At 72.5% G+C, this 16,668-nt stretch carries 13 protein-coding genes; 1 reads left to right on the top strand and 12 read right to left on the bottom strand.

What is annotated here, in order from left to right; all coding sequences use genetic code 11:
• Nucleotides 1–82: 82 nt before the first annotated feature.
• Nucleotides 83–1,477 carry an FAD-binding oxidoreductase gene (locus VSH64_RS02785; protein WP_326833866.1) on the top strand — a complete coding sequence of 465 codons (1,395 nt, stop codon included), beginning with the start codon at nucleotides 83–85 and terminating at the stop codon, nucleotides 1,475–1,477.
• 66 nt (nucleotides 1,478–1,543) lie between these two features.
• Here the strand turns inward: VSH64_RS02785 and VSH64_RS02780 are convergent, their stop codons facing one another.
• The 12 genes from VSH64_RS02780 to VSH64_RS02725 form a co-directional block, all read right to left on the bottom strand.
• Nucleotides 1,544–2,857 (bottom strand): type I glutamate--ammonia ligase, encoded by a 1,314-nt coding sequence (locus VSH64_RS02780; protein WP_326837886.1) that lies wholly within the window; start codon nucleotides 2,855–2,857, stop codon nucleotides 1,544–1,546.
• Nucleotides 2,854–4,647 carry an IucA/IucC family protein gene (locus VSH64_RS02775; RefSeq protein ID WP_326833865.1) on the bottom strand — a complete coding sequence of 598 codons (1,794 nt, stop codon included), beginning with the start codon at nucleotides 4,645–4,647 and terminating at the stop codon, nucleotides 2,854–2,856. The genes VSH64_RS02780 and VSH64_RS02775 overlap by 4 nt, the downstream gene beginning before the upstream one ends.
• A complete protein-coding gene (locus tag VSH64_RS02770) occupies nucleotides 4,644–5,978 on the bottom strand; it encodes a lysine N(6)-hydroxylase/L-ornithine N(5)-oxygenase family protein (protein WP_326833864.1) in 1,335 nt (444 codons plus the stop codon). Before VSH64_RS02770 ends, VSH64_RS02775 begins: the two co-directional genes overlap by 4 nt.
• Nucleotides 5,975–7,429: a pyridoxal phosphate-dependent decarboxylase family protein gene (locus VSH64_RS02765; RefSeq protein WP_326833863.1), complete on the bottom strand. Its 1,455-nt coding sequence runs from the start codon at nucleotides 7,427–7,429 to the stop codon at nucleotides 5,975–5,977. The genes VSH64_RS02770 and VSH64_RS02765 overlap by 4 nt, the downstream gene beginning before the upstream one ends.
• Before the next feature lie 669 nt (nucleotides 7,430–8,098).
• Nucleotides 8,099–9,052, bottom strand: a complete 954-nt coding sequence (locus VSH64_RS02760) for an LLM class F420-dependent oxidoreductase (protein ID WP_326833862.1) — start codon at nucleotides 9,050–9,052, stop codon at nucleotides 8,099–8,101.
• Nucleotides 9,049–11,160: a S9 family peptidase gene (locus VSH64_RS02755; RefSeq protein ID WP_326833861.1), complete on the bottom strand. Its 2,112-nt coding sequence runs from the start codon at nucleotides 11,158–11,160 to the stop codon at nucleotides 9,049–9,051. The genes VSH64_RS02760 and VSH64_RS02755 overlap by 4 nt, the downstream gene beginning before the upstream one ends.
• 20 nt (nucleotides 11,161–11,180) lie before the next feature.
• Nucleotides 11,181–12,035 (bottom strand): PPK2 family polyphosphate kinase, encoded by an 855-nt coding sequence (locus tag VSH64_RS02750; RefSeq protein WP_326833860.1) that lies wholly within the window; start codon nucleotides 12,033–12,035, stop codon nucleotides 11,181–11,183.
• Nucleotides 12,036–12,050: 15 nt separating this feature from the next.
• Nucleotides 12,051–12,518 (bottom strand): SRPBCC family protein, encoded by a 468-nt coding sequence (locus tag VSH64_RS02745; protein ID WP_326833859.1) that lies wholly within the window; start codon nucleotides 12,516–12,518, stop codon nucleotides 12,051–12,053.
• Nucleotides 12,515–12,853 carry an ArsR/SmtB family transcription factor gene (locus tag VSH64_RS02740; protein ID WP_326833858.1) on the bottom strand — a complete coding sequence of 113 codons (339 nt, stop codon included), beginning with the start codon at nucleotides 12,851–12,853 and terminating at the stop codon, nucleotides 12,515–12,517. Before VSH64_RS02740 ends, VSH64_RS02745 begins: the two co-directional genes overlap by 4 nt.
• A gap of 104 nt (nucleotides 12,854–12,957) precedes the next feature.
• Nucleotides 12,958–14,313 carry a DUF2252 domain-containing protein gene (locus VSH64_RS02735; RefSeq protein ID WP_326833857.1) on the bottom strand — a complete coding sequence of 452 codons (1,356 nt, stop codon included), beginning with the start codon at nucleotides 14,311–14,313 and terminating at the stop codon, nucleotides 12,958–12,960.
• Nucleotides 14,314–14,354: 41 nt separating this feature from the next.
• The gene (gene rocD, locus VSH64_RS02730) at nucleotides 14,355–15,590 is read right to left on the bottom strand and encodes an ornithine--oxo-acid transaminase (protein WP_326833856.1); all 1,236 of its coding nucleotides are present in this window, start codon (nucleotides 15,588–15,590) and stop codon (nucleotides 14,355–14,357) included.
• A 106-nt stretch (nucleotides 15,591–15,696) separates the two neighbouring features.
• Nucleotides 15,697–16,578 carry an FAD-dependent oxidoreductase gene (locus VSH64_RS02725; RefSeq protein ID WP_326833855.1) on the bottom strand — a complete coding sequence of 294 codons (882 nt, stop codon included), beginning with the start codon at nucleotides 16,576–16,578 and terminating at the stop codon, nucleotides 15,697–15,699.
• Nucleotides 16,579–16,668 lie beyond the last annotated feature (90 nt).

Below are 16,668 nucleotides of genomic sequence, written 5' to 3'. Positions count from 1 at the left end.
CGAACGCCGCGTCCCTAACTTCGGTGGGGCAGGCAGCCCGACCGGGAGGCCGTTCCACTCAGGAACATCAGGGAGAACTCGCATGACCACCATCACCGCACCGTTTCCCGAGCTGGCGCTCGCACTGAGAGGCGAGCTCGTGACGCGCGGCGACGAAGGCTACGACCAGGCGCGCGCCGTGTACAACGGGATGATCGACAAGCACCCCGCCGCCATCGCCCGGTGCGCGGACGCCGCCGACGTCGTCGTGTGCGTGAACTTCGCGCGGGAGAACAGGATCGACCTCGCCGTGCGCGGCGGCGGCCACAACGCCGGCGGCCTCGGCATCGCCGACGACGCGCTGGTGATCGACCTTTCGGCGATGCGCAGCGCGACGGTGGACCCCGAGGCGCACACCGTGCGCGTCGACGCCGGGTGCACCTGGGGCGACGTCGACCACGCGACCGTGGGCTTCGGCATGGCCACCCCGTCGGGGATCATCTCCTCGACCGGCGTCGCCGGGCTCAGCCTCGGCGGCGGGATCGGCTACCTGGCCCGGCGCTTCGGGCTGACCGTGGACAACCTGCTCTCGGCCGACGTGGTGCTCGCCGACGGCAGTTTCGTGCACGCCAGCGAGAAGTCGAACCCGGACCTGTTCTGGGCCCTGCGCGGGGGCGGCGGGAACTTCGGCGTCGTCACGTCGTTCACCTTCCGCTGCCACGAGATCGGCGAAAACGGCACGATCATCGGCGGCCCGGTGCTGTACGCACTGGAGGACACCGAAGACGTGCTGCGCTGGTACCGCGAACTGCTGCCGTCGCTGCCCGAGGAGCTCAGCGGCTGGTTCGGGCTCATCACCATCCCGCCGGCCCCGCCGTTCCCGGAAGAGCTGTGGAACCGCAAGGCCTGCGCCATCGTGTGGTGCTACACGGGTTCCCACGCGCGGGCCGACGAGGTCTTCGAGCCGGTGCGCTCCTTCGGCTCGCCGCTGCTGGTGGGTCTGCACGACATGCCCTACACCGCGCTGCAGAGCGCGTTCGACGGGCTCTACCCCGCGGGCCTGCAGTGGTACTGGCGTGCCGACGTCACCACGGAGATCTCCGACGAGGCGATCGCGATCCACCGCCGCTTCGGCGAAGCGCTGCCGACCATGCACTCCAGCATGCACATGTACCCGATCGACGGTGCCGCCGCCCGGGTCGCCGCCGACGCCACGGCGTTCCCCTACCGGGACGGCGGCTGGTCGGGTGTGATCGTGGGCGTGGACCCTTCGCCCGACAACCGGGAGAAGATCACCCGCTGGACGAAGGACTACTGGACCGAACTGCACCCCACCTCGGCCGGAGGCGCGTACGTGAACTTCATGATGGAGGAGGGCGACGACCGCGTGAAGGCCGCCTACCGCGACAACTACGAGCGGCTGGCACAGGTCAAGAACCGCTACGACCCGGAGAACCTGTTCCACATCAACCAGAACATCCGGCCCTCGGGTTCCTGACGGACCCGGCCGGGTGGCCGCGGCGCGGTGGTCGGGGCCGCACCGCGGCACTGGAGGTGGACCGGGTCAGGACCGCAGGGCTCCTCGCCGACGCTGGAAATCGGTGACGGTGTCGAGCCCCGCGGTCAGTTCCTGGTTCAGCAGGGTGAGCTGCTGGGTGGAGACTTCCCCACCCAGCAGCTCGCCCAGGCGGCCCTTTTCCAGCTCCGCCAGCGCTTCCCACGGCGTGGGCGCGAGTTCGCCCACCACCGTGCCGGGATCGGGCGGGGTGAGGCCGTCGGCCACGCCCGCGCAGCCCGCCGCCACCAGCGCGGCCACCACGAGGTGCGGCTGGGCGTCGGCGCCGGCGAAGCGGAACTCCAGCCGGGGCGACGCCGGTGTGCCGCAGAGCCGGACGGCGGCGGTGCGGTCGTCGTGGCCCCAGCGCAGCACGCGCGGCGAGAACGCCGCCGTGCGAAGCCGGACGTAGCTGTTCCAGGTCGGCGCCCACGCGGCCGTGAGCGCTCGCGCGTCGCGAAGCACGCCGGCGAGAAACGCGCCGAGGGCGAACGGGAAACCCGCCGGTCCGTCCGGAGTGGACAGCGAGAGATGCACGTGGCACGAGTTGCCCTGGCCCGGTTCCGGGGCGGCGAGGTAGTCGGCGCGAGCGTCGTGGCGTGCGGCCACGCGGCGGGTGAGCAACTGCAGCAGCAGGGCGTCGTCGCAGGCGGTGAGCGCGTCGCGGTGGCGCAGCACCACTTCGTACTGCCCCGGGTGGCATTCGGCGCGCGCGGATTCCACGCCGAGCACCGACGCGGTGGAGCGCAGGTCCGCGAGCAACGGCGTGAGCCGCTCGGTGCCGCCCACCGCGTAGTCCACGCCGTGCGCGGTCAGCGGTGTGCCCGAGCCGTCGCGGAACACCACCTCGTGCTCGATCCCGATCGACGGCACGAGCCCGAACTCTTCGAGCGCGGCCAGCTGCGTCCGCAGAACCGTGCGCGGCGCGAGCCCTGCCGGCGCACCCGACGGCAGCTCGGCGTCACACACCACGGCCCACGTGCGATCGCCCAGCGGCACGGCCGTGGCGGCGTCCACCCGCATGCGCAGATCGCCGAAACCGCCGAGGTACGCGCCGAGGGAACCGGTGTCGGGCAGCGGTTCCCGCTCCGGCGTCCAGGCGAAGACGTAGCTGCACACGCCGTAACCGTCTTCGAGCACCGACGCGGCGAACGGCGCTTCCAGCTCCACCGCGGCGAACCGCGCGTGGGGATCGGGCACGAGCAGCACCAGCCGCGTGCCTTCGTCGGCCAGCACGTGGCGCAGCACGGCTGCCGCGGCCGAGCCCGCCTCCGCGCGCACCGTGAGCGAGCGAGGGCCGGCCGGGCGGTCGAACGGCGTCACCACGCGCCGTCCGGATCGGGCGCGTGCAACGGGTTCGGCACGCGGCCCCAGCGCACGTCGAACTCGTCGTCGCGCTCGACCTTGTCGAAACCCTGCCCGGCGAAGTGCTCCCGGTTGAGCGTGACGCGCTCCACGTCGGGCGCGAACAGCCGGCACGCGTCGAACCGCTCGGCCACGTCCGGGTTTTCGTCGCGGTAGCGGCCGACGACTTCGCGCACCAAGGCCCAGAAGTCGCCGCGCGCGAGGCCGACGTCGTCGAGCAGCACCTCGGCCCAGAACCGAAGCTGGCCCGAGAACACCGAGCTGAACAGCGACTGCGCGAGCAAGTGCGCGGGCCAGCGCAGCATGTCGGCGTCGGCCTCGGGCGGGAGGTCGGCGTAACACGGCAGGTCGCCCTCCATCAGGTCCACGCCCTGCGCGAAGTCCTTGATGGCCACCCGCACCGGCCGGCCGGCGGCGTCGACGATGAGGATGAGGTTCTGGCCGTGGGGGCAGAAGCCGACGCCGTAGCGCAGGAGCCACTGCAGCAGCGGTGTGAGCAGCAGGTCGAACAGCCGCGAAAGCCACGCCTGGGCACCGTCGCCGGACTGCGTGATGAGCCGGGTGAGCACGGCTTCCCGGTCGCCGTCGCGGTAGGGCAGGGCGGCGAAGGAGATCGCGCGCTCCCCCTCGGCCAGCGTGGTGACGAGCGGCTCGCGCCACAGCGCGCCGAGCGTCTCGTGGAAGCGGTAGGGCAGCTCTTCGAGCGCGCCGAAAAGCGGGTGGCGCACCGAAACGCTGGCCACCTCGCCGAGCAACGCGAAGCGGTACTTCTCCGACAGCAGCGGATCGGCCGCGTCGACGCGGCGCAGCCACTCGGTGACCGACGGTCCCGCCAGCGTCGCCGCCGAGTTCAGGCCGCGGTAGACGAGGGTGTTGCGCACCGACACGGCCGTCTTCACGTCGCGGCGCTCGGGGCGGCTGCGGTTGGCGAGCGTGCGCACCGTCTGGTGCGGCCGGTAGGCGTCGGCGCTCTCCCCCAGCTCGATCATCCGGCCGGTGGCCAGCTCGGCCGAGTACAGCGTGCCGAGGATCTCGTCGGCCTGCCACGGGTGCACGGGCACCCACACGTAGTCGGCCGGGTCCCCGGTTTCGGCCACGCGCGCGGTGAACGCCGCGCGCTGGGCCTCGTCGAGCTCGTCGCTCAGCAGCGCGGCGGCGTCGAGGCCCGCGACCGAGCGGAACCGCGCCAGGTCGCGGTGCACGGCGTACCAGCGCAGGCGGACGTCCTCACCCGCTTCGGGCGCGTAGCGGGCCCGGTCGGGCGCGGAGAAACCGACGCGGCCCTTGTTCAGCACCAGGCGCGGGTGGCCGGTGAGGTGGCCGTCGGCGAGGTTGTAGTCCATCGTGGACAGTTCGGCGGAGCTCGGGGCACGGCGCAGGCGCGCGGCCTCGTTGGTGACCGTGGCGGTGAGCTCGGCCAGCACGTCGGCGAGGCGCAACCCGGTGAGCCCCAGCGTTTCCCGCGCGTCGACCACGAGGGTGCGCGGGTCGTCGGCGGGGGTTTCGGTGCCGTCGGCGCTGCGGACCGCGCTGCCCGGCAGCACCGTCCACGACTCGAAGGCGCCGCGGCGGGCCTCGAAGCGGTAGGCGACGCCGCCGGGGAGGTCGAGGTGCCAGGTGCGGTGGCCGTCGCGGGTCGGCTCGCCCGGCTCGGGGCGCAGCATCGCTTCGTAGGACAGCTCGCCGAGCATCTTGTGCGTGACGAGCGAGCCCGCGGCCTGCCAGGCGGCGGCTTCGGTCAGGGTCACTGCTCCTCCGTGTTTTCAAGCGGGGTCTCGAGCGGGGTTTCGCGGCCGGACTTCTCCAGGCCGAACGTGGTGAAGGCGGTGCGGTCGGGCAGGTCGTACACGGCTTTGCCGCACACCGCGTTGAGGATCGTCGCGGCGCGCCAGGCGCCGAGGCCGAGGTCGGGCGCGCCGGGGCCGTGCGTGTGGCGTTCGGCGTTCTGCACGAACACGGAACCGGTCACGCCGTCGCCCAGCTCCAGCCGGTTGTCCGCGCCGACCGCGAGGCGGCCGCGCTCGTCGCGCCGCACGGCCAGCTCACGCAGCAGCGGTTCGGTCGGCGTCTCCGCGTAGCCGGTCGCGGCGACGACCGCCGTGGTGCGATGCGTGGCGGAGCTGCCCTGCTCGGCGTGGCGCAGGCCCAGCTCGATCCCACGCTCGCCGCTCGTGGCCGAGACGACCTCGACGCCGGGCGTGAGCGCCGCGGCTGGCCAGCCGCCGCCGATGCTGAGGCGGTAGAGCTCGTCGTGGATCGCCGCGATGGTCTCGGTGTCGATTCCCTTGTACAGCTGCCACTGCGCCGGCAGCAGCCGGTCGCGCACGGCCTCGGGCAGGCCGTGGAAGTAGGCGGTGTAGTCGGGCGTGAACTGCTCGAGCCCCAGCTTCGAGTACTCCATCGGCGCGAACGCCGGCGTGCGCGCGACCCAGCGCAGGCCGTCCACAGTGGACCGCGACCGCAGCAGGTCGAGGAACACCTCGGCCCCCGACTGCCCCGAACCGACCACCGTCACGGAGTCGGCGGCCAGCAGCTCGGCGCGGTGCGTGAGGTAGTTCGCCGAGTGCAGCGCCAGTACATCCGGCGCGGCGACCAGCTCGCGCAACGGCTCCGGCACGTTCGGCCGCGTGCCGACGCCGAGGACCACCGCCGCCGCCAGCACCGGTTCGGCACCAGTCACCGTCAGCTCGAACGCCTCTTCCGCAGGAAGCCAGCGAATTCCGGTGACCTCGTGGCCGAAGCGGCACGCCGACAGGCGGCCGGCGGCCCAGCGGCCGTAGTCGTCGTACTCGGCGCGCGGCAGGTGGAAGCGCTCGGCGAAGTAGAACGGAAGCAGGCGGCCGCGTTCGCGCAGGTAGTTGAGGAACGAGTGCCGGCTGGTCGGGTCGACGAGCGACACCAGGTCGGCGAGGAACGGCACCTGCAGGGTCGCGCCGTCGACCAGGAGGCCCGGGTGCCAGCGAAACTCCGGGCGGGCGTCGAAGAGCACCACGTCGAGCTGCTCGAGCGGGTCGGCCAGCGCGGCGAGCGACAGGTTGAACGGCCCGATCCCCACGCCCGCGAGGTCGAACCGCCTCACGAGGCGACCGGGCTCTGCGGTGCGGTCACGCCGCGCTCGGCCTCGGCCGTCGCGACGACCTGGTCGAGGAGCTCGACGTAGTCCGCGGCCGTGGTGTGCGGGTGCAGCAGGGTGAGTTTCAGCCAGAGCCGGGGTGCGCCGTCGGGGCCCGACGGGAGGCTGCCGCGGCCGATCACGGCGGTGCCGGATTCCAGGAGCGTCCGGCGGATGCGGGCGACGAGGTCGTCGTCGGCGCCGCGGGGGCGGAAGACGACGGTGGAGAGTTCGGGGGCGCCCCAGGATTCCAGGGCGGGGTGGCGCTCGACCAGCTCGTTCACCTCGGTCGCGGTGGTGCAGCAGCGTTCCACGAGGGCACCCAGGCCTTCGGTGCCGAGGGCGCCGACGGTCACGGCCATGCGGAACGCGTCGGGGCGCCGGGACGTGCGGATCGAGCGGCCGAGGAGGTCGGGGAGGCCGGCTTCGGTGTCGTCGTCGGCGTTGAGGTACTCGGCGCGGACGGTCAGGGCGGAGAGGTCAGTGGCGTTCCGGGCGGCGAAGAGGCCGGCGGCCACGGGTTGCCAGCCGAACTTGTGCATGTCGAGCGCGACGGAGTCGGCGAGGTCGAGGCCCGCCAGGCGAGGCGCCAGGGTGTCGCTGCAGAGGAGCATGCCGCCGTAGGCCGCGTCCACGTGGAGGCGGGCGCCGGAGAGGCGGCAGATGCGGGCGATGTCCTCGAGGGGGTCGATGCGGCCGGTGTTGGTGGTGCCGGCGGTGGCGACGACCACGGCCGAGGCGCCGAGCGGGGCGAGGGCTTCGGCCAGCGCCGAGGGGATCATGCGGTCGTCTTGGCAGGGCACGACGACGGGGGCCGGGAGGCCGAGGAGCCAGGCCGCGCGGGAGACGCTGTGGTGGGAGTTGGCGCCGCAGACCGGGTGGATGGTGGTGGCGGCGGTTTCCCGTGCCAGGAGGAGACCGAGGAGGTTGGACTCGGTGCCGCCGGAGGTGACCACGGCGTCCGGGGTCGGTGCGTGGGGGTAGCAGAGGTGGGCGATGCCGGTGAGGAACTCCGCTTCCAGCTCGCTGGCCATGGGGGCCTGGTCCCAGGAGTCCATGGAGGGGTTGAGGGCTGAGGCCACTACGTCGGCGGCGACGGAGACGGCCAGAGGGGGGCAGTGGAGGTGGGCGGCGCAGGTCGGGTCGGCTGGGTCGGCGGTGCCTGCGGCCAGGAGGGTGGCGTATTTCGTCAGGGCTTGGTGGGCGCCGAGACCGGACTTGGGGAGGTGGTGGGTGGCACCGGAGGTGGCCAGGGTGGCGGCTACCGAGGCTGGGCCGCCGGAGGGGATGGGGCCGTTGCGTTCGGTGATGCCGGTGGCCATGCCGTGGAGGGCGATGGGGATGAGTTCGGCCAGACGGTTCGGGCCGTTGGGGCCGCCGGATAGCCAGGTTGCCGGATCTCCGCCCGATTCGCCCATTGGCCCACCTTTCTTAGGGTATCCTTGCCTACCCTATGCAACTGTACGGATACCCACTGCGTCGGGGGTGCGGTGGGGGTCCCGTGTTCAGGATGGTGGGGTTGGTGGGGGTGATGCGTCGGCCAATTGGGGGGTCGGGGTGGGTCTCGTTCTGCTCGGTGCGCGGGGCGCACCGTTGCAGGTTGTCGAGGGGAGGGTGGGCACCCCGATTTTTCCAGGGTCACGACGGTATGGATTGGTTTGTCAAGGCTGGAAAGACGCCTTGACAAACCAATCCATACCGTGTGGGGGAAAAGAATCGGGGGGCCGGGTGGGGGAAGGGTGAGGGAGGGCTTGTGTGGGGGTGGGGGTTTGTGTTGCCGGGCGGCGGTTGGGTGGTGGGCCATGCCGGATTGGTGGTGGGACGCGGCGGTTGCGCCGCGGGGTGAGTTTGCGTGGCGGCCGACGGTTGAGTGGTGGGCCGTGCCGGTTTCGTGGTGGGACGCGGCGGTTGGGTGGTGGGGTGAGTTTGCGTGGCGGCCGGCGGTTGGGTGGTGGGCCGTGCCGGTTTCGTGGTGGGCCGTGCCGGTTTCGTGGTGGGCGCACCGGATTGGTGGGGGTTGAGGTGAGTTGGCGGCCGGCGGTTTCGTGGTGGGCGGTGCCGGGTTGCGGCGGGGTGGGTCGGCGCTTTTAGCGCTTCGGGGCTAGGCCCCTGGCGAGGTCGAAGGGGTCGTTGCCGGTGGGGAGGAGGGCGATGATGGGGGTGGTCAGGCCGTTGTCTACATAGGACTGGACCTGGTCGCGGCAGGAGTCGACGGAGCCGTGGATGATGAGGGAGTCGACGACGTGGTCGGGGATGACCTCGTTGGCTTTTTTGCGGTCGCCGGCGGCCCAGGCCTGGTGCATGGGGGCGAGGTCGTCGCCGCGGCCGAGCCAGTCGTGGAATTTGGCGTAGACGGGGACGGTGAGGTAGCTGGAGATCATCATGCGGCCCAGGGCGCGGGCGGCGTCTCGGTCTTCGGTGGGGCAGACGAAGATGCGGGCGGCGAGTTCGACGTCGGGGCCGATGATTTTACGAACATGGGGGACGTCGGTGGCGGCGAGCCAGTTGGTGATGGCGCCGTCGGCTTCCGCTGCCGCCAGGCGGAGCATGCCGGGGCGGAGGGCGGCGAGCATGATGCCCGGGGCCGGGTCCGGGGAGCGTTCGAGGCGGAACTTGTTCACGGCGAAGGTGTCGTACTTCTCGGACACCTTTTCGCCGGCCAGGGCGGAGCGGAGGAAGTGGAGGGTGTCGCGGGTGCGGGCGAAGGGTTCCTCGAACGCGCCGCCGTTCCAGCCTTCGACGATGACCGGGGAAGAAGCGCCGATGCCGAGGACGAAGCGGCCCGGGGCGAGTTCGGCGAGGGTGGAGGCGCTCATGGCCAGCAGGCCCGGGCCGCGCGTGTAGACCGGCACGATGGCGGTGCCCAGGCGCAGCTGCGGGGCCCACTGGGAGGCCAGCACCAGGGGCGTGAACGCATCGGTGCCGGCGGTTTCGGCGGTCCAGGCGTCGGTGTAGCCGAGGTCGGGCAGTTGCTCGATCAGGGTGCGGTGCTCGGTGAGCGGCACGCCGGTGAGCGGGATGGTCAAGCCCCAGCGGGTCATGCGTTCTCCTTGTCGACGGTGACGGAGGCGAGTTCGCGCAGGATCCAGTCGACCTGGGTGCGCATGAGGTTTTCGGCGACCTCTTCGGCTTGCGGGGTCATGTGGGTGGCGCCGGCCAGGGGCAGGAACACGTGGGGGCGGCCCTTGGCGAGCAGGGCGCCCGAGAGGCGCAGCGAGTGCGCGGGGAACACGTTGTCGTCGGCCAGGCCGTGGATGACGAGCAGAGCGCGGGAGAGCTCGCCGGCGTCGGCGATCAGCGAGTTGTGGCGATACACCTCGGGGGCGTCCTGGGGTTTGCCCAGGTAGCGCTCGGTGTAGTGGGTGTCGTAGAGGGCCCAGTCGGTGACCGGGGCACCGGCGACACCGGCGTGGAACACGTCCGGGCGGCGCAGCACCGCGAGGGCCGAGAGGTAACCGCCGTAGGACCAGCCGCGGATGGCGACGCGTTCGAGGTCCAGCTCGGGGTGCGCGGCCGCGGCGGCGTGCAGGGCGTCGACCTGGTCGGCGAGGGTCACGTCGGCCAGGCGGCCCGCGATCTCGCGCTCCCAGGCCGGGCCGCGGCCCGGGGAGCCGCGGCCGTCGGTCACGAGCACGGCGAAGCCCTGGTCGGCGAGCCACTGCGGCGTGAGGAAAGCGTTGCGGCTCTGGAGCACGCGCTGGGCGTGCGGGCCGCCGTACGGGTCGAGCAGCACGGGCAGCTTGCCCTCGCTCGGCTCGTAGCCGCGGGGCAGCACGAGGGCGGCGCGCAGGCCGCGCTCCCCCAGCGTGAGCAGAGTGAGGTTGGGCTCGATCTCGGGGTCCACAGTGGACGAGCCGACGCCTGCGATCCGGGCGCCGTCGCGCAGGACCGAGACGACCGGGCCGGGGTGGGCGAGGCTCCACTCGGTGAGCACGGTGAGCGCCGCGCTGCCGGAGCCGATGTGCACGCCGTCCTCAGTGGACAGTCGCTGCACGCCGCCGGGGGTGGTGCGGTAGACGTGGATCTGCGTGGAGTCGGCCTCCGACGCGGTGAAGAGCACCTCGTCGCCGGCGTGCAGGACCGCGCGCACCTGCGTGCCGGGCGGGGTCACGGGTTCGCCGGCCACCACGAGGCGGTGGTCGCCGTCGGCGGCGCTGGTGGTCACGAGGCGGCCGTCGGGCGTCCAGGCGGGCACACCCTGCACGATGTCGACCCAGTGCTCGTCGGTCTCGGTGTGGAGCTCGCGCACGGAGCCGTCGGCCGGGTCGAGGGCCAGCACCGTGAGGCGCTTCTGGTCGCGCGGCTGCACGGCGAGCAGCGGCGCGCCGCCGGCCGACCAGTGCACCGTGACCAGGTACTCCCAGTCGCCGCGCTCCACGTCGACGCGGCTGCCGTCGAGGCCCAGCACCGCGAGGGACACCACGGCGTTGGGCGAGCCGGCCGACGGGTAGGCGACCACGTTGGCGGGGTGGTCGGGGTTGGCCGGGTCACCGATGGTCCAGCGCGGCACGGGACCGCGGTCGGAACGTTCGACGATCAGGTGCTGCCCGTCGGGTGACCACCAGTAGCCGCGGGTGCGGTCCATCTCCTCGGCGGCGATGAACTCCGCGAGGCCCCACGCGATGTCTTCGCCGGGTTCCTCCACGAGCGCCCGGTCGGTGCCCGTGGCCAGCTCGATCACGCGCAGGCGGCGGTCGCGGACGTAGGCCACGTGGGTGCCGGTCGGGTTCGGGCGCGGGTCCACGACCGAACCGTCCACGAGCACCGCGGTGGCGCCGGTGGCCAGGTCGAGCGTGTAGAGCTTGCCGGACAGCGTGAACGTGACGACGGTGAACGCGTCGTCCACGCCGTAGGCCACCACGCCGCCGCCGGTCTCGCGGGCGCGCTCGCGTCGGGCCCGCTCCTCGGGCGGCAGGTCCTCTTCGCCGGGCAGCAGCTCGGCGGCGTCCACGAGCTTCGTCTCCGCGCCACCGGCGAGGTCGAGCGACCACAGGCTGTGCCGCGGGTCCGTGCCCGTCTCACTGCGCAGGAACAGCACGCGCGAGCCGTCCGGGGCCACGCGGAACTGCTTGGGGGCGCCGAGGGTGAAGCGCTGGGTGCGGGCCTGGCGGCGCAGGAACGGAACGTCGTCGAGAGCAGAGTCGGTCACTCCCGCACTCTTCCAGACGATCAGGCTCCCACGCCATCACCCTTGAGCTTCGCGAGCTGCTCGGCGACGTCGAAGTGCGGCTCCGGGAACCGCGGCGCCATCTCCGTGAGCGTCTCGATCAGCAGCTCCGCGACGGCCCAGTTGCGGTACCACTTGCGATCGGCGGGCACGACGAACCACGGCGCGTGGTCGGTGGACGTGCGCTCCAGCAGCTCGGCGTACGCCTGCGCGTACGCGTGCCAGTGGTCGCGCGCCTCGACGTCGGACGGCGCGAACTTCCAGATCTTCTCGGGCCGCTCCAGCCGCGCCACGAGCCGCCGCAGCTGCTCCTCGGGCGAGATGTGCAGGAACACCTTGACGATCGTGGTGCCGGCCGCCGCCACTTCCTTCTCGAACGCGTTGATCTGCGTGATCCGCCGGCGCCGCTCGGCCGCGCTGAGCAGGCCGGACACGCGGGGCACGAGCACGTCCTCGTAGTGCGACCGGTCGAACACCCCGATCTGCCCCGCCGCGGGCAGCTCCTTGCGCACGCGCCACAGGAAATCGTGCCGGCGCTCGGCCGGCGTGGGCACCTTGAAGCCCTTGTAGCGCACGCCCATCGGGTTCACCAGGCCCAGCACGTGGCGCACGGTGCCGCCCTTGCCGGACGTGTCCATGCCCTGCAGCACGAGCAGCACGCTGCGGCCGTCCGGCCCGGGCTGGCCCTCGGCGTAGAGCGCCTCCTGCAGGGCGTCGAGCCGCTCACCGGCCGTGGCGAGCTTCTTCTCGCCCTTGTCCTTCTTGCCCGGCCCGACCGGTGAGGACGCCGGATCCGGCAGCTCCGCCGTGGCACGGAGAGCGTCGCGGACCCGGGTCCCGTTGTCCTTTTTCGCCATCCGGCGACGATAACCTCAGGAGGCGACCTTCGCGGCGAAGATCTTCAGCAGCCCGTTCCAGCCACCCTCGCCGTTCACCCCGTCGCGCACCTTCGCCGCGGTGGCCCCGTGGCGCTCGAACGCGCGGTGTTCCACGTCGACTCGCGTGGTCCCCGGCCCTTCCGCGGTGAACCGCACCTCGATCTCACTCGCGCGCGCCGGGTCCGGGTCGGCCTTCCAGTCGCCGTCGATCTGCCACGCCAGAACCACTCGGCCGGGTGGCTCCCACACGAGCACGCGCCCCCAGTCGCACTCGGAGCCGTCGGTGAGGCGCTCGTACCAGCGGCCGCCTTCTCTGCCTTCCATCACGGCTTCGGCGAGCTCGCCGTCGCCGAGGTGGTGCTCACGCGGCCACCAGCTGTCGAAACCCTCGGTGTACACCTTGAACGCGTGCTCCCTTCCGCAGTGGACCGTGATCGTCTTGCGAATCGGTTCGAGCGTCATGATTCCTCGCTTCCGTGCCGGGTTTCCGGGGCGGTTTCCTCGGCTTTTTTCGCGAACGAGCTCAACGCGTCTTCCCACATGCCGTCGAGGTAGGCCCGCAAGGCCGCGATCCCCTCGGGTCGCAACCGGTAGAGCCTCCTGGTGCCCACGGCCTCGTCCACGACCAGCTCGGCGCCCTTGAGCACCTTGAGGTGCTGCGACACGGCCGGCCGGCTGATCGGCAGCGCCGCCGCCAGCTCCCCCACCGCCCGCGGCCCGCCCCGCAGCGCCTCGAAGATCGCCCTGCGCGAGGGATCGGCGAGGGCGGCGAGCTGGTCGCTTCCGTAAGTCGACACGAACGGTAAGCTAGAACTTACGGATGCTCGCGTCAAGGGCCGCTTGCCGGTCGGGTCGCGGAGAAGAGCGTCACTCGGGCGAGTTTGCCCAGGCCACGGCCAGGTCAGCCGGTGAACGCCGCGTGGTCGGCTTCCGTCCGGTCGGCGTAGCGCACCGCGTACGCGCCGATCGCCTCGTCGAGGTGCTCGTCGTCGGAGAAGTACCCGGCCAGCAGCTGCGGGTGCAGCGAGCGCGTGTGGGCGCGGGCGAGCAGGGCGCCCGCGAGACGGCCGTAGTCGTCGAGGTGGTCCTTGCGCAGGGCGGCCGGGTCGATGCCGCCCTTGAGGTTGCGGAACTGGCGGACGACGAACGGAACGCCGTCGATCGTGGTCCAGCCGAGCAGGATGTCGGTTTCGGCCTGCACGAGGCGGGCACCGTGCACGATGCGGCGCCCTTCGTGGCGGGGCGCCGGCACGCCGAGGTACGGAGCCAAGGCCGAGGGCTGCGCCTGCTTCACCTGCAGCACCAGGTCTTCGTCCTCGTTGCCGTGCAGCAGCACGACGTAGCTGCGCAGCCCGACGCTGCCCGTGCCGACCACACGGAACGCGACGTCGGCCACGCGGTAGCGCCCCACCAGCGTGCGCCGCGACTCGCGCAGGGTGTCCACATAGGACACCAGCCCGGCGACGACCGATTCGGCGGTGGCTTCGTCCACGTGCGTGAGCACGGGCGGGTCCTCGACGAATCGGTGGCGGGTCAGGCCGGTCTCGTGGTCGTCGACGTGCCGGGTCCACTTGGCCACGACCTTGGCACTGGTGTTGCGGCGCGCCTTCTCCTCGGCTTCGGCGAAGTCGTCGATCAGCTCGTCGGCGCGGGCGCGCGACACGGCGGAGGCGTCGGGCAGGGCGTTCCACGAGCGCAGGAACGGCAGGGGCGCCAAGGCGCGGATCGTGCGCCGGTAGGACTTGACCGCGTCCTCCGCGGCTTCGCGGCAACCGTCCTCGCCGATGCCGCCCTCGCGGCCGGCCAGCACGAGGCTCGCCGAAAGCCGCTTCAGATCCCACTCCCACGGCCCGGGCACGGTCTCGTCGAAGTCGTTCACGTCCATCACGATGCGGCCCTCGGGCGTGCCGTAGAGGCCGAAGTTGGCCGCGTGCGCGTCGCCGCACAGCTGCGCCACGAGGCCCGAGGACGGTGAGCCCGCGAGGTCGGCCGCCATCAGCCCGGCGGCGCCGCGGAAGAACGTGAACGGCGAGGCCGCCATCCGTTCCCGCCGCAGCTCGACCAGCTCGGGCAGCCGCCCGGCGTTGCTCGACGCGAAGTACTCGTGCACCCCCGGCCGGCCGGCGCCCGCCGCGTCGTGGTCGTGCGCCTCGACCGGCGCGCGCTCCCGCAGCCGTTTGCCCCGCGCGTACAGCCGCGCGGGGTCGACGTCGTCCGTGCCGACCAGCGGGCGTTCCACCCAGTCCCCTCGTCCCATATCGGAAGCAACGAGCGAACCGGGCGAAACGCTCCCCGGAACTACCCCTGCACCACCTTCGCGATCGCATCGATCCCGCGGTCCAGTTCCTCCCGCGTGATCACCAGCGGCGGCGCGATGCGCAGCGTGTGGTCGTGCGTTTCCTTGCACAGCACGCCCAGCCCGGCCAGCGCCTCCGACGCCTCGCGGCCCGAAGGTCCGCCCGCGGCGATGTCCACGCCCGCCCACAGGCCGCGGCCGCGGACGGTCGAAAGGCCGTGGCCGATCAGAGAGGCCAAGCGGGAGTGCAGGTGGGCGCCCAGTTCGGTGGAGCGCTGCTGGTACTCGCCGGTCTGCAGCAGGCGCACCACGGCGCGGCCCACGGCGCACGCCACCGGATTGCCCCCGAACGTCGAGCCGTGTTCGCCCGGCTTCAGGACGCCGAGCACGGCGCGGCTGCCGACCACGGCGGAGACGGGCAGGATGCCGCCGCCGAGGGCCTTGCCCAGGGTGTAGACGTCGGCGCGGACGCCTTCGTGGTCCAGCGCCAGCACAGTGCCCGTGCGGGCCAGGCCGGACTGGATCTCGTCGGCGATGAGGAGCACGCCGTGCTCGTCGCAGGCGCGGCGGACGTCGGCGAAGTAGCCGGCGGGCGGCACGATCACACCGGCCTCGCCCTGCACCGGCTCGAGCAGCACGGCCGCGGTCCGCGGGGAGATCGCCGCGCGCAGGGCGTCGGCGTCGCCGTAGGGCACGGTGACGAAGCCGGGGGTGAAGGGGCCGAAGTCGGCGCGGGCGGTGTCGTCGGTGGAGAACGAGACGATGGTGGTGGTGCGGCCGTGGAAGTTGCCGCCGGCGACCACGATCTCGGCCGTGCCGTCGGGCACGCCCTTCACCTGGTGCGCCCACTTGCGCGCCACCTTCACGGCCGACTCCACGGCCTCGGCGCCGGAGTTCATCGGCAGCACCATCTCGGTGCCCGTGAGCTCGGCGAGCTCGCGGCAGAACAGGCCGAGCTGGTCGTGGTGGAACGCGCGCGAGGTGAGCGTGACGCGGCCCAGCTGCTCCACGGCGGCGGCGATCAGCGCGGGGTGGCGGTGGCCGAAGTTCAGCGCCGAGTAGCCGCTCAGGAAGTCGAGGTAGGACTTGCCCTCGACGTCGGTCACCGTGGCGCCCTCGGCTTCGGCGATCACGACGGGCAGCGGGTGGTAGTTGTGCGTGCTCCACCGCTCGTCGAGCTCGATGAAGCTCTCGGCGGAGGCAGGGCTGGCGGTCTCCCGACCGGCGAGCGTCGTCATGCGTTCAGGCTAGATCCCGCACGCGGGGAGTTCAGCCGGGAAACGTTGCTTTCACCCGTCGTTCGTTGCGCAGTCAGGGGGCCGCACCGGCGATTCGCTGCGTCGGTCAGCCGACGAGCGAAACCACGTCGTCGGCGCAGCCCCACGCCAGCGTGATGCCCGCGCCGCCGTGGCCGTAGCAGTGGATCAGGTCGCCGACGCGCTCCAGGCGGACGCTGGGACGGCCGGGCCGCAGGCCGACCCGCGTGCCGAGCACGGCGGCGTCGGCCAGGCGCGGTTCGAGCTGCCGGCAGCGGCGCACGATGGCCGCCTCCACGGCCGGGTCCGGGTCGAGGTCGCTGCGCCCGATCTCCTCGGTGCCGCCGCAGACCACGTGCCGGCCGTGCGGGATCACGTAGGTCAGGTCGCCGTCGGCCTCCTCCACCGACCACGACGTGAGCCCCGGGTCGGCGAGGTGCACGACCTGGCCGCGCACCGGCACGAGCGTGTCGTCGCCCGCGAGCACGCCGCCCGCGAGGCCCGTGGCGTTCACCACCACGTCGGCGTCGAGATCGGCCGTGGAGGTGAGCGTGCGGTACTCGGTGCGCACGCCCAGAGCGGCGACCTGCTCGGCCAGCCACGTGAGGTACACCGGCGTGTCCACCAGCGCCGTGGTGAACGACAGCACCGAGCCTTCGCGCGAGACGTCGGTCATCGCGGTGAGCCAGCGCGGATCGGGCGCGTCTTCGGGCACGCGAATCCAGCCCGGCAGGAACCGGATCCCGGGCGCGGCCAGCAGCGAGCGGTACACGCCGACGGTGGCCTCGGTCCAGCGCACCACGCGCTCGTCCGGCCGCACCACCGGCGGGTAGATCAGGCCGCCGGCCACGGCCGACGTCGTCTCCGCCGGTTTGCCCGCCGTCACGACCGTGACGCGGTGGCCCGCCTCCGCCAGCCGGTACGCGCAGCTCAGCCCGACGACCCCGCCGCCGGCCACGGTGATCCGCATGCCGCTCCCTCCGCTCGTGCTCCCGCCCGAGATCGTGGCCGACTCGGGCCCGTCCGCGCCACCCCGCGCCCCGCGTAGGCTCGCTTCCGG

Origin of the sequence: Amycolatopsis rhabdoformis, assembly GCF_035918295.1 — a bacterium.
GTDB lineage: Bacteria > Actinomycetota > Actinomycetes > Mycobacteriales > Pseudonocardiaceae > Amycolatopsis > Amycolatopsis rhabdoformis.
This window is presented reverse-complemented; position numbering and strand designations above follow the sequence as displayed.